We start from the raw sequence: 13,972 nt of genomic DNA, 5'->3' as shown, positions 1-13,972 counted from the left end.
AATTAGATTTACATGAAAGAGTATTACACAAACGAAGATTTTGAAGTAATAATCAAGAAATTAGAGGACTTCATTTCATTTTGTTCTTCAAAAAATGAGAATGACATCGATATATGCATAGACTACTTCACAAAAAACATTAGCAACTGTAATTTACTAATATTACCGATAGTTCCCTATCAAGGTGAACTGACATTGTATCATTTACGGCTTAATATACAAGAATCCGAGAATAAAGAATCAATAGTTCCTTTTAGCTATTGCCCTCAAGACGCTTTGAAATCCGTTCCATTAGGAAGATTGAATTTGAAACAACAAGCTGTTTTTTATTCTTCAACAAGTCCTGAAACCTGTGTCAAAGAGATGAAAATACAAGTTGGAAAGGAACGAGCAGTAGCCTACATTTCTGTTTGGGAAGTCCTAAGAGAGCAGATATTCAATGGGTTTATTACATTTTCACCAAATATTCTAAAGTTGAGCAACCATGATAAAGAGTTTGAAAAAAACTTGATGAATAAATTGTCCTTCATTGGTTCTGAAAAGGGATTGGAGAGGTACTTGCGGACATTAGGAAGGATTATGCTTGGTGATTCATATATTCCATCTGCGATTTTGGCTAATTATTTATTTAATAATGTTTCTACATCTGATAATATAAAAATTGATTGTATCATTTATCCGAGCGTACAAGAGAATACAATAATATATGATTATGCTTTTACTCCCAAAGCCGTAGATAAATTCTTAAAGCCTATGTGTATATGTATGGGGACTCTTTATAAAGAAGGTAATTTTAAAATAGCCAATAGTTTAATTGGGGTAGCTGACGGAAACCTTATCAATTGGCAAAAAACTGATATTATTCCCTATGAGAAAATAAAGTTTACAAAGTGTAAATTTATTTATACTATGGAAATGGAAAAATTGAATTTGCCAAAAGAAAAAATTGGTCAATCCATCTTATTTCATTACAATTCAAATAAAGAATACTTATCTGATAAGATATCATTTGAGAATGAATATCATGTCGTTTCTTTAAAATCGTTTTCGCTGCATGAAAGTATTAAAAAAAAGGATATTGATTTGCATGATGAATTAGAATTAATCTTAGATGAAAATAAGAAAATATGTATTACTGTTATTGCACTAACTGCTGAATATGTGATGTCTTTCAGTAAAATCAACAATAAGGAATTAAACATGCACAGTATACAATCTTGATTCATTTTATAAATTATAAAATATAACAAATAAAACAGCCGCTACAACTGCCAAATACAGTGTAGCGGCTGTTCCTTTAGAGTTTAAAGCCTTTGGAGGGCTTGTTGACCTGATTGGGGGCATTGGGGTCGTCCTTGTTGGGGACGGCTCCTATGTCGGCAATGGGGGTGCGGTTCAGGGCAGCCTTGATGCTGATGGAGGGCGGCGGGACAGCGCGTTTGGGTGCTGACGCATTCTTCATGAAGTCGGGCATCTGGTGGACGTAAGGGGTGCCGTGACTTTGCTGCTCGGTCTGGTACTCGCTTTGGTGCTCGGTCTGGCTTTCGTCTTTGCTGTCGCTGTCTTCCGTCTGTTTGACGGGTTTCAGGGAGAGCTGGATTTTGCGGTCGAGGGTGGCAAGGTCGGACTTGAGCTGTTTGAGACGGTCTTCCTTTTTCCAGGTTTCTTTGATTACTTCCTGGAGGATGGGGATGTCCTTTGAAATCTTTTCGGTCTCTTTTTGGTATCTTTCCAAAAGAGGGGGAATGGTTTCAAAGGTGCGGAGGAACATCAGGGAGGCGGTCTTGGGGGCTTTGGCTAATCGGCCACCGTTGAAGTTGTGGAGGATTTTGCCTTCGCCACGGACAAAGAAACGATTTTCGATGAAGTCGAAGCCGTCTTTCATGCTGGCTTCGGTCTTTACCAGAAGGTCGAAGCCGTAGAGCTTGCCGATGGGATGTGATTCGCCGTGGGTACGGGCTTTGTCCTCTATCTCGGTTAATTTTTGGGCGATGAGTTTGGGGTCGTTGCCTTTTACGCCGTCCAGTTGGATGGGATTGAGGGGGTTGCCCTGGGCGTCGCGCTGTACCCGCTGCTCGAAGTCTTGCAGGTCTTTGCTGATACGGGCTATCAGGTCGCCGTTCCTGGTGACGGTCTGCATGATGTCTTCCAGTTTGGCTTCGGCAGAGGACTTGCCACGGTTGAAGGCTTTGCGCTCGCTTTCGAGTGAGGCGATCTGTTTCTCTAACTTGGCTTTGTCCAACAGGTCGGTGTTGCCGGAGAGGATGGCGACATACTCGGAGAAGTTCATGCCGCCTTGCTCGTCCATGCTGCCCTCGTCGATAGTGCGCGTGCCCATCGAGCCTTTTTTGAGCTGGGTGATGAATAGCTGCTTGTTGTGAAGCAGGTTGAATTTGTAGCTGTCGAGCGATTTTTCGACGGCGTAGTTGATAATATCGACTTTGTTGTCGGCAAACAACTTGGCTATTTCATTGCCTTTTCTTACGCCACGACCGTTGCGCTGCTCCAAATCTTTGGGTGTCCAGGGGATGTCAAGCTGATGGATGGCGACGCATCTGCGCTGGGCGTTCACTCCGGTGCCGAGCATTTCGGTAGAGCCGAAAAGGACGCGGATTTTGCCTTCGTTCATGGCGGCAATCATTGCCTTGCGGGACTTTTCGGTCTTGGCCTCCTGGATGAAGCGCACTTCATCGGCGGGGATGCCGTGGTCTTCTACCAACTTGCGCTTTATCTCACTGTAGGCGTTCCATTCGCCGGGCTTGTAAGTGCCGAGGTCGCTGAAGACGAACTGCGTGCCTTTGTGCTCGTCGTATTTTTTGTAGTACTGACTTATCAGGGCGGCACAATGGGAGGCTTTGTTGTCTATGTGGTCGCTGTATTTGTCCTCGTCTATCAGGCGCATATCGAGGGACATCTTGCGGGCATAGTTGGTGGCGATGAGCATCTTGGCTTTTTCTTCCCGTTTGCTTAACGGGGCGCGTCCCAAAAGGGTGGCATCGCCGTTCTTGGCAAATGCTACGAGTTTTTGGATAAACTCCTGCTGCTCGGGCGTGGGCGGGATATTGTGCAATATCTCGTTCTTAGCGGGGCGGTCGATGCCGATGTCTTCGGCGGTGCGGAAGTCGGTGATTTCGTTGTACATGGCAGCAAGCTCGGGCACTTTGATGAAATAGCGGAAGCGTTCCTTCTGGATGATTTCATTGGTGACGGAGAACTCGTAGTCTATCGACTTCTTGGCAAAGACTGCCGCCCATGCGTCGAAGGTGTTGATACCCTGACGTTCCAGTTCTTTGGGACGGAGGTATTTGAAAAGTAAATATAACTCGGTCAAGCTGTTGGAAATGGTGGTGCCGGACAAGAAGGTGGCACCGAGGTCTTTACCACTGCGCTCCTGAATGGTGCGCAGGGCAAAGAGCATATTCAGGGCACGCTGGCTACCTTCGCTGTTGCCCAGACCGGCTACACGGTCGTGGCGGGTGGTGAACATCAAGTTCTTGAATTTGTGGCTCTCGTCTACCAGCAGGTGGTCGATGCCCATGAGCTTGAAGTCCACCACATCGTCTTTGCGGTTCTCTATCTCGAAAGTCAGTTCCTTGATTTTGGCTTCGAGATTTGCCTTGCGCTTCTCTACTCCTTTGAGCATACCGTTGGAGACTTCCGTCCCCTGCTGGCTCAATACTTCGAGGTTTTCTTCCACGCTGTCGAGTTCCTGCTGCAAGATTTTCTGTTGTATCTCCGGGGATTGGGGGATCATGCCGAACTGCTCGTGAGAGAGGATGATAGCATCCCAATCGTTGTTCTGCATCTCGCGCATGATGCGGACACGGTTCTCGGGGGTGAAATCTTCTTTGCCCGGGTAAAGGACACGGGCGTTGGGATAGGCGGTCTTGAAGGTCTGGGCTATCTCGTGGATATTGGCTTTCAGACCGATAATCATCGGTTTGTTTGCCAAGCCCAAACGCTTCATCTCGTAGGCGGCACAGCACATTATGAGGGTTTTGCCGCCGCCTACTTCGTGGTCGATGATGCCGCCACCGTTAATTTTTGTCATCCAGACGGCATCTTTCTGACTGGCGTACAGACCGGGAATGCCCAGACCTTTGATGTCGAGGTCGGGAAAGGTCTGCATGGAGCCGTCGTACTTGGGTTTAACGGAGTTGTTGAACTTGCGGTTGTACATATCCGTGAGCCGCTGTTTGAACTCGGGAGACTGCTCTTTCAACCAATCGCTGAAACCGTTGCGGATTTCGTCTATCTTGCTGTTGGCAAGCTGGATGGCTTCGGTATCACGGACTTTCACGACATCTTCACCTACCATTATTTTTTTTGTGATGTCGGGCGAGGTGTTCTGAATGGCGTGCTTCATCAGGTTCAGACCGTCGTAGCGGCGACTTTCGGATTTGACGGCGTATTGCTCACGGATGCGCACGTTGCCACGGGCAGAAGCGTTGACGCTGAACTCGTCACGGCTGGCGGCGTAGGTGATTTTTACGTCGGTATCGAAAAGGTGCGAGGCGTATTTGCTGTATATGCCGGTAGGTATCCAGCGTTCACCGAAATTGAAGTCGAGTTCATCGAACGAGATGGGCACGGGAGTGGCGGCACGCAAGGCAGCGAGCGACTGCCGGGCACGCTCGTTGTCGGGATGCTTCGCGATGTATTCTTCTATCATTTCCGCTTTGGAAATGACGTTACCGGATATGAATTTGTCGGTAATCTCGTAGCCTTTAATCAGGGGATTGAAGAATACACGTCCATTGAGGTCGTCCAGCAGGGTTTCTTCGGACTTGTCAGAGAGCTTTGCCATGTATTCGAGGTTGACTTCACCGTATTTGTTGAGCGAAGCGGAAAGGGCTTCGTCCGATGTATCGACATGGGTAAGCTCGTTCTTGTTGAACGCCACGGGATGGTCGAAGATGTCGGCTTTGACCGCCCGACCGTCCTTGTAGCGTTCCAATGAGAGGATTTCGCGGTTGTCGTTGTCCATGCGGATAAGGTCTACATTCTTCGGGGTGTTCAGGTTGCCGAACTGACGGACGAAGTCGTCGTATAAGCGGTTGAGTTTGTCGCGCTGTACGACATTCTCTTTGAGTTCCGTCGCTTCGCTGTTGTATAGGTCGTGGTAGGTATCACGGATTTCTACATAAAGCGAGAGTTTGCGGAGCTGTCGGTCGGGCAGCTCCAATGGGTGGAACATGGGGGCAAATGCGATGTCACGGAGGTAGCCTATAAGGTTGCCGTCTGTCGCCAATGAGCCGTCTTTGTAATGGGACGGGATTTCATGGAGGTACGGACGGGGCTGCATTCGTTGTTTACGTTCTTCTTCGGCGGCTATCCTTGCGGCTTCTTTCGCTTGTTCGTCTGCGATGCCGGACGTTTGTTGTTCTTCGCGATGTACATCGAAAACGGAGGAAATGGCTGCGGGGTGTTTCCCAGATGGCTGCGGACGGTTCTGCCCAGTGACGGTTTTCCGTTGGGATTTGCTTTTTGATTTCTTGCCGGAGGGCTGTGCCGTGCCGGTAGGTTCACCGAAAAGGTTGCCTTGCACGGGTTGTTGCCGGGCAGAGGATGCAGTCCGACGTTTGCCGCCTTTCGGGGTTATCTGGGTGCGTTCTTCTGCTGTGAACTCAAAGAGGTCATATAAGCTCAATACCGGGGACGGGGAAAGTTCGATTTCTTCTTTCGGTTCGGGCAGTGGCTCTTTTACGATAGTGGTTACCGGTTCTGCCGGAGTGATGGCGGCTACCGGTTCGGATGCTTTGACTTGTTCCGCTTCTTTGATTGATGCCGGTGCTTCACTTAACTGCGCTGATTGGGACTGTTGCATCTGCACATTTTTCTGCTGTTCTTCCAACGGGAGAAATTGTTGGTAGAGGGGCACATTCAGCCTGCGGTGAAAATCATTGCGAAGCAAATCGCGAAGCCGGGAGGCGATGCCGGGCACACCGCCTTCGTGAATGTAAACCATTGCCGGATGTCCGTAAGGGTCGGTATCTACACTTGCTTTTGTGTAGATGATAGGGATATTCCGAAAAATGTAGTCGTTCACATTGAAGCCGTCCTGCCGCTTGGTGGTAGTGATGAATGCACTTTCATCTTCGGTAAGCGGCTCTGTCCTATTGGATTTCTTCTGGAGGATAATCAAGTCGCTGCCTACTTCGGTACCTGCACCGTCTGTAAAGAGGTTGTTAGGCAGACGGATGGCAGATACCAAATGGGAATGTTGCATGAGCTGGTAGCGAATGTCCTGATTTGCCGGGGAGTCCAGAACTCCCTGCGAGGTGATATACGCCAATATGCCACCTTCGCGGAGGTTGTCCAGTCCTTTCAGAAAAAAATACTTGTGCAGGCTCTTGGCGGCTTGCTGACGGATAAGGTTCTTGCTCTTGGTAAAGGACGGATCGAATACCGCTACATCGCCAAAGGGGATGTTGGAGGCGGTCATGTCGAAACGGTTCAGGTAACGAAGTCCGCTTTCCTCGAAGCCGGTAATCTCCACTTTTGCCTCCGGGTGGAGGTGAGAGAGGATTTTACCGGTCAGGAGGTCTTTTTCAAAACAGACTACGTCGGGACGGGGTAATCCGGTTGGGGATAACTCAATTTGAGAGGGTTGCTGTTCGGGATGTTGTTGCTCGGAATGTTGTTGGAAAGCATCGACAAATACTCCGGTTCCACTCGACGGGTCGAGGAAACGGGACGGGACAATTCCGTGGTTGCCCAATTCGGAAGCAAGGACAGAAACAATGTCCTGCGGCGTATAGAACGCCGTCAGAACAGAGTTTTTCAAACTGGAAAAGTAGCGTTTGTATTCCGCTTCGTCCTTTGAATGGTTGCGGATAACGCTGTGGAGCTGTGAAACAAGAGGAAAGAGTTCGCGGTCGCTCTTTGTCCAACGGGCAATGTCGGCAAGGCTGGATGCGGGGTTGAGTACCGCCTTGATACCTCCGAAACCGGAATAGGCACGCAAGACTGCCTGTTCTTCCGGTGTGGCGGTGCGTCCTTCACGCTCCAATGCAAATGCCAGTTTGATTGCTTCGATATTGTCTTTCAGGTGCGCTTTCTTATTGTATGCCATTATCGTCCAACCAAATTAAAATTGTACCTGTGATTTCCGTATAGAGATTGTCGAAGGCAGGCTCGAACATAAATTCATCGGAAAGCGGATATTTGGCAAAGATTTCCTCACACACGGGAAGGAGTCGCAAGGCAAGGGTACCGGCATTGCCCTGCGGGACTTCTTCACTGAACTCGTTCCAAAGGACGGTGACAATGACATCGTACTTGGAGAAGTGAAGCCCGGAGAATAATATCTGATTGGCAATTTCGGCAGCCGCATCGTGGGTGGAGCCGGTGCGGACAGCTTCGCAGTATGCTTCGGCGGCGCTGTCGGCACGGGTGGCGATAAAGTCGGTATCGCTCACTAATTCGGGATGGGATTCTCTAAGGAAAGAGAGCAAGAGCAGGCGGTAGTAAGACAGTTCCTGCGGTTGCTGTTCGGATTGTTTGGGTTGCTGCTGCTTTTGCAGTTTCGATTGCTGCTGATTTCCCTGCTGCTGTCTGTGCTGCTTCTGTTGTTGTCCTTGTTGTTGGTACTGTTGTCTGTTCTTACTATTTTTCTTATTCTTATTCATAACTTGGATTTTTTAGTGGTCGGGCGGGATTGCCCGGAAAAGATAAATGGGGAAAGGCGATATGTAAAAGCACCCAGGGTATCCCTCCCTGAGTGCCACCACTAAAAAATCCATAACAAACAACTGCAAAACAATTATTTATGAGTTATGAACTTTCAGTGGCAAATATAGCACTTTCCGATTATTGTGTCACACGGGCAGGGTTACTTTTTCTTCTTCGCTGTGCCTTGCGCTCCCTTGTCTGGAAAGGAAAAAGTAACATTGAACTGCGCATCGAAAGCGAGGGAGGCATCGAAGGGCTTGCCGCTTTTGCCTTGCAAGCCTTTGATTACTCCGGTCTTCCCTTTTGTCAGAAGTTCGGTGATTTGCTTGTCGGTCAGTTGCTTGTTACAGATATTGCGGAATACTTTCAGACCGCAATCCACATCGCTGCACTTGGCTATCTTGTTGTAAAACAGCACGTGCCCCCGCTTGCACTTGGGGCATACGGGGCCATCGGCTGCGGATGCTATGGAGATGGCGGTATTCAGGAGTTCGGTCGTGATCTGTGCGGTATAGACTTCTATTCCACGGTGGAAGGTGTCGGCATCGGTTTCGCCGGTCTCAATTTTGGCAAGGGCACTCTCCCAACTGCCGGTCATGGATATGTCGGCTATCTTCTTGTCCTTGACAATGGAATGCACGGCGAGTCCTTTTTCTGTCGGAACGAGCGATTTCTTTTCCCGACGGATATAGTCACGGCTGAACAAGGTCTCGATAATGGCGGCACGGGTTGCAGGGGTGCCGATACCCACCTCTTTCATCGCCCGGCGTTCTTCTTCATTTTCCAGTTCCTTGCCTGCGCTCTCCATTGCTGCAAGCAAGGTGCTTTCGGTATGGAACGGGCGGGGCTTGGTCTGTTTCTCCAATACTTCACTATTATATATAGGTAAGGCGTCGCCCTGATGAAGTTCGGGCAAGGTGGCACTGTCCTCGTCTTCTTCATCGGAAAGGTTGAGCACGGAACGCCAGCCGGGAACCTTGATGACACTGCCATGTACGGAGAATGTGACACCGGCAGCCTGCAAGGTGACGGCGGTCTTTTCCATGATACATTTGCCGGAAAAGGACTCAAGCATGCGGGCGGCTACCATCTCGTAGATGGTTCGCTCGTCCGGAGAGAGTTCGCCGGGCAGGTTCTCGGTAACGAGCAGTGCATGGTGGTCGGTGACTTTGGCGGCATTGACACTGCGGTTGTTCAACGGCTGACCGTCCAATGTGGCGGCATAGGCTGCAAAACGGGGATAGGCTGCCAATAGACGGATACGCTCCGGAATAATGTCGAATACATCATCGGAGATATAGCGGCTGCCGGTACGGGGATATGACATGACCTTTTTTTCATACAGACTTTGTGCAATGGAGAGGGTCTTGTCCGCTGAAAAGCCGTGACGGACGTTTGCCTCTTTCTGCAAGGTGGTCAAGTCATATAATAAAGGCGGCTCCTGTGCGGCTTCTTTCTTATCGGCAGCGGTGACCTGCAATGTGCCGGAGGACTGGATTTGCTGCAAATTGCTGTCGGCTTGGTCTTTCTTTTCGTATTTATCGGCAGAGAGGGCGGCAAAGGTGATGTTGTCTTTGCCGGACTGTACGCAGAGCTGGTAGTATTTCTGCGGGGTGAAGTTCTTGTTCTCCATATAGCGGTTGCATATCATCATCAAAGTGGGTGTCTGCACTCTGCCCAGAGAGAACACGCCACGTCCGGCAGAAAGGCACAAGGCTTGGGAGGCATTGATACCCACGAGCCAGTCGGCTTCGCTGCGAGCCTTGGCACTGCGGTAAAGATTGTCGTACTGTCTGCCGTCTTTCAGGTTATCCAGCCCCTGACGGATGGCTTTGTCGGTCAGGCTGCTGATCCAAAGACGGGAGAAGGGCTTGCTACAACCGAGATAATGGTAGATGTAGCGGAAGATTAATTCTCCCTCGCGACCGGCATCGGTGGCGCAAATAATGGACTCGGACTTGTCGAACAGCTCTTTGATAACGGCAAGTTGCTTGACTACTCCGGGGTCGTCCTTGTACTGCTTGCCGTCCTTTATCTGGCGAGGTACGAGCTGGAAACGCTCCGGAAAGATGGGGAGGTTCTCGCGGCGAAAGCCTTCGTAGCCGTAGGCTTCGGGCATGGCAAGCCCCACCAGATGACCGAAGCCCCAGGTAACGGCGTAACCGTTACCATTCATATATCCGTCCTTGCGCTCTTTCGCGCCTACTATCAGGGCAATATCCCGTGCCACACTCGGTTTTTCTGCAATGATTACTTTCATAACTTTTCCTTTTTAGTTTTTATATTTTTCTGCCTTTGCCCTTTTTATTTTCTGCCTTCTTTGCCGCTTCAACCTGTGCAGGTTGTGCCTGGGCAGGTTTCAGAGGTCGTTGCACGTGCCTGGTGGCTTCGGCGGTCGCACCGTTGTTCACTGCTACCTGTGTCTTGTGTTCGGCGGTCGGGGTAATTTCCCTTGCACGGCTCTGTGCTTTGTCGGGATTGTAACGGAAGAAATCGGGCTTGCCACGGTCGAGGTTCATGCGGACGTAGGCATTGAACGGCTGTCCGTCCCTGTCCTTCATGCCGGTGACGTAGATGGTCTCTAATTTTCCGAATTTCTCCTGTTGTTCGGGGGTGAGTTCCTTGCCCAACAGTTTCTTGGGGATGAAGAATTTGTTGGCGGCAGGCTGTGAGGGGGCTTGTGATTGCGCATCAGTCTGTGACTGTGCGGTTGCTGCTTTTTGCTCCTTTTCCTGCTTTTTATAGCGGTTTCTGTCCAGTCCGTCAAAATTGTAGTCGAATTTCTCTTTGGCTACATTGTATTGCATATAGGCATCGAATGGACTTCCCCATTGTGAAGCCATGCCTTCCACTAATACTTTCCTGCCTTCGGAAAGTTGGCGGTGCTGTTCCGGGGTGAACGTAATGCCCTTGAAATCCATCGGGATAAGGATGTCGTCCACCGGGACGGCTACGAGATTGTTCGTCACTTTGTCGAGGGAAATGAGGCAGGGCTTCGGTTCGCCGCCATCCAACGGGAGGGCGACGGGCTGCCCGGCATTGCCGGTGGCGAGGATATTGTCCTTCGCTTCCTTGTCCAGCAGTACGCCATAAAAGGGCAAGTCGAGGGCAGGTTCGCGACGGTAGCAGTCAATCTTCAAGTCCAGTTTGCCGTCCTTGCCTTCCGCGAAATGGATGCGTCCCTGCGTGGTGATGGGGATGCCTTCCACTTCGGTGGTGATGGTGACAAGACCGGACTTGCCGCCGGAAAGTACGGCTGACAAATCACCGGACTGTTCCAATGATTCGCGGGTGACACCCAGACGGGCGAGTTGTTCCCAATCGATGCGGTTCTCGATGCCGACGGGTTGCGCCGATTGTTGCTCCGCACCGGTCTGTTCCGTCGTTGCGGTCTGTTCGGAAACGGTTTCTCCGTTGGCTGTCTGCTGTTCCGGTAACTGCTTTGCATAATCATCGGGGTTCACTTCGTACTGTGCAATGAAATCCTTGTTGTCCTCCGGATTCCGGAGCATATCGGTGAAAACATCCAATGTGCCGAACAACGCTGCCGGAATATGATAGAACCGGAAGTCGGTGGGGCGATCATATTGGCGATGCAAGTTGCGGAAAAAGTCCTCCAATATGGTCGATTGGCTGCTCACCCTTACAAAATCGTCCATATTCTCCATCGAGGGTAAAAGCATACGAAAAATGCCTTCCCGTGCAGCGGACTTGTCCACTGCCTTGAGCTTGCCGCCGTCGTCTTTGTCGGCGACGAGCAATACTTCTTCTTCATTCTGATTTTCGTCCATCATAATTAAACTATTAAATCTGCATCAATAGTAATGCGGAGCGAAAGTAGATGCAAGTAGTTGTATTACAATGGAGTCAATAAGGAGTGGCATTGAGTGGCACCGAAGTGGAAGCAAGTGGCACACAATCTGAATGAAATATGCGAAATGTTATAATAAAGCAATTTTGTTTTATTGAAATTCATGGAAAGTACACACGAAATTAATATATTTGCAAGATTAAAATGTTAAATAAAGCGTGAACAAACAAAGTATAATATAAAAGAAAGGTAGCAAAAGAGTCTGACAATGTGAATGGTAGAAGAAAAGAACCCTTTTCTTGTATTTTCCTGTAATCGAAACCCTGGCTTCTGTGTAATCTAATAGTACCTATGAAATACATTATAAAAACACTATTATTTATCTTCGTAGTTTTGCTTTTCCCTGGCACCGTTTCTGCCGAGAAAGCAAATTTATCATCTCGTATCCGTGCCATGTGCACGGATACGAATCTATCTTCTGAAGATAGAAATCCGCTTCTTGAAATGGTGGGTAAGCCTTATGCAGAGTATCACGACACCTATATGCAGGTAGTGGGTAGCCTGTTGCACGGTGATTCACTTTCACGCACCCGGTTGGTAGCACTGTTCGAAGAGGCGGCTGCATTCGACAAGTCCGGAGAGTGGAAGCTGGTAAATGACCTGGTGGCAAATACCGTCCGTTTCTATAATAGCCGCCGGGGCGGGTTCATATGGTCGTCCGATTATACAGCCGAAGATTTTTCGACCGATATGAAAATGCTGGCGAGACGTGCGGAACAGAAGAATTTCCCGTTTATACGGATATACGGACTTTATCAGGCAGCCGAAGGATACCGGATTTTCGTGAAGGACTATGAGCAGGCATTCGACTGTTTTCTAAAAGTAGCAGCCATGCTGGACTCGGTGACAACCAAAGAATTCCCCCCGCGTCCATATATATACAACGAAATAGCCAACTTGTATTATAACTTCAGAGAATACAACGATGCCATTAAATATTATGAAAAAGTGGCGGCAGACCCTGACGTTACGGATAACTATTACGGCTCACTAAATCCCGCCATAAGCGGAATGGCCCTTTCGTACCGTAACGGTTTCAGGGATTATGACCGCTCCGACTCCTGCTTTATGGCTTTGCTTAAACTTACACGGGCCTATGAACCGGACAGAGTTGTGTGGGAGGGCATCACCGAAGCGAATATCGGTTATAACTTCTACCTGCGGAAGCAACCCGACATGGCGTTGAAATGGCTGCTTCCGGGCATTGATAAGATTACCCGTCCTAATGATTTCGGATTTGTATCGTCCCGTGCAACGGATGTGGCAGAAATTTATCTGGAGAAAAGAGAGCTGAAAGCGGCTAAAAAGTATATTGACATGGCGCTGGATTACCATGCCCGCACCCGTATTCCCGAAAAAGAAAGCCGCCTGTATGAGGTGCTTGCGCGCTATTATGCCGTGACGGGAAATCAAAAAGCAGCGGCAATATACCTCGACTCCACGTTGATGGCTAAGGACAAGGAAGCGGAAGCCTTCAGCGGACTGGTACTTCGCCGGGTGGAACAGCGGCTCAGGGCAGCCGACCAGAAACTTAATGACCACAAAATCGAGTCGGAGCAAGCTCGTAGCCGGATGTATCGTCATACAACCATTTTGACCGGAACGGCACTGGTCATCATACTTCTTTTATTGGGACTGATACTGTATTTTTATCGCCGGACACGTAACGCCTACCGGAAACTGGTACGCCGGAGCCAGCAGTGGGCAGGCATAAAAGTGCCCGATACAGAGCAAACCGGAGCGGAAGACATACAACCGGAAGACAAGCAGGCACTGCAATCCTCCGGTGAAAAAGAAGTATTGCCCGTTGACATCGAGGAAACTATCTGCGACGACGGACACCTTGCTGCAGAAACAGGTCAACCTGCCATAGATACCCACGACGCGATAACAATGGCTGAAGTGGAAAAAGCCATGACCGAAAGAAAGGTGTATAAACGCACCGACCTGACGCTCGACACCCTTGCCCAAGAGACCGGGTTCAACCGTTACTATCTCTCCAATGCACTGAACCGTTGCACAGGCAAAAATTTCAACTCTTACGTTAACGAGTTCCGGGTGAAAGAAGCCATCCGCATCATGTCCGAACCCGGGGGCGATGACCTTACGGTAGATGCCATTGCTTTTGAAGTGGGTTTTAATGACCGTCAATCCCTATACAGAGTATTCAAGAAAATAACCGGGATTTCCCCTAAAGATTTCCGTAAGAATAAGAGTGAATAAAGTCGTATCACCCTTCTGAATCCCCCAAAAACATCCCATTATCCCTGACAAATCGGTAGTAATCCTTGAATTAATTCCGTTTGTCGGGAGTTTCTCGTTTATATTTGCCGATGTAACAAAAATAAATCGGCATTATGAATACCTATTGGAAAATCCAGTGTAAGCTGCCCCCTAAAACCAAGCGATTCTGCCCCCTTGTGCTAA

The 13,972-nt window shown here is 49.1% G+C and carries 6 protein-coding genes; 2 read left to right on the top strand and 4 right to left on the bottom strand.

Annotated elements, in window-relative coordinates:
• Positions 1-12 precede the first annotated feature (12 nt).
• Positions 13-1,221: a hypothetical protein gene (locus DWY55_RS17020; RefSeq protein WP_120178166.1), complete on the top strand. Its 1,209-nt coding sequence runs from the start codon at positions 13-15 to the stop codon at positions 1,219-1,221.
• A gap of 76 nt (positions 1,222-1,297) precedes the next feature.
• Here the strand turns inward: DWY55_RS17020 and DWY55_RS17015 are convergent, their stop codons facing one another.
• The 4 genes from DWY55_RS17015 to DWY55_RS17000 form a co-directional block, all read right to left on the bottom strand.
• A complete protein-coding gene (locus DWY55_RS17015) occupies positions 1,298-7,075 on the bottom strand; it encodes an N-6 DNA methylase (protein ID WP_120178165.1) in 5,778 nt (1,925 codons plus the stop codon).
• Complete coding sequence (locus tag DWY55_RS17010) at positions 7,062-7,526, bottom strand: DUF1896 domain-containing protein (RefSeq protein WP_410518132.1); 465 nt, start codon at positions 7,524-7,526, stop codon at positions 7,062-7,064. Before DWY55_RS17010 ends, DWY55_RS17015 begins: the two co-directional genes overlap by 14 nt.
• A gap of 308 nt (positions 7,527-7,834) precedes the next feature.
• Complete coding sequence (topB, locus tag DWY55_RS17005) at positions 7,835-9,934, bottom strand: type IA DNA topoisomerase (RefSeq protein ID WP_120178163.1); 2,100 nt, start codon at positions 9,932-9,934, stop codon at positions 7,835-7,837.
• A 19-nt stretch (positions 9,935-9,953) separates the two neighbouring features.
• Positions 9,954-11,468: a DUF4099 domain-containing protein gene (locus tag DWY55_RS17000; RefSeq protein WP_243633672.1), complete on the bottom strand. Its 1,515-nt coding sequence runs from the start codon at positions 11,466-11,468 to the stop codon at positions 9,954-9,956.
• 368 nt (positions 11,469-11,836) lie between these two features.
• Between DWY55_RS17000 and DWY55_RS16995 the strand changes: the two genes are divergently transcribed.
• On the top strand, positions 11,837-13,768 hold the full coding sequence (locus DWY55_RS16995) for a helix-turn-helix domain-containing protein (RefSeq protein ID WP_120178162.1): 1,932 nt from the start codon (positions 11,837-11,839) through the stop codon (positions 13,766-13,768).
• Positions 13,769-13,972 lie beyond the last annotated feature (204 nt).

Source organism: Bacteroides sp. AF25-38AC (genome assembly GCF_003602995.1).
Classification (GTDB): domain Bacteria; phylum Bacteroidota; class Bacteroidia; order Bacteroidales; family Bacteroidaceae; genus Bacteroides; species Bacteroides uniformis.
The sequence above is the reverse complement of the archived record's forward strand: the minus strand, read 5'-3'. Positions and strand labels throughout refer to the sequence as shown.

Bases quoted from the DNA above. Each gene is read 5' to 3' on its own strand.
- DWY55_RS17020 (WP_120178166.1), top strand. From the start codon at position 13: ATGAAAGAGTATTACACAAACGAAGATTTTGAAGTAATAATCAAGAAA.
- DWY55_RS17015 (WP_120178165.1), bottom strand. From the start codon at position 7,075: ATGGCATACAATAAGAAAGCGCACCTGAAAGACAATATCGAAGCAATC.
- topB (WP_120178163.1), bottom strand. From the start codon at position 9,934: ATGAAAGTAATCATTGCAGAAAAACCGAGTGTGGCACGGGATATTGCC.
- DWY55_RS17000 (WP_243633672.1), bottom strand. From the start codon at position 11,468: ATGATGGACGAAAATCAGAATGAAGAAGAAGTATTGCTCGTCGCCGAC.
- DWY55_RS16995 (WP_120178162.1), top strand. From the start codon at position 11,837: ATGAAATACATTATAAAAACACTATTATTTATCTTCGTAGTTTTGCTT.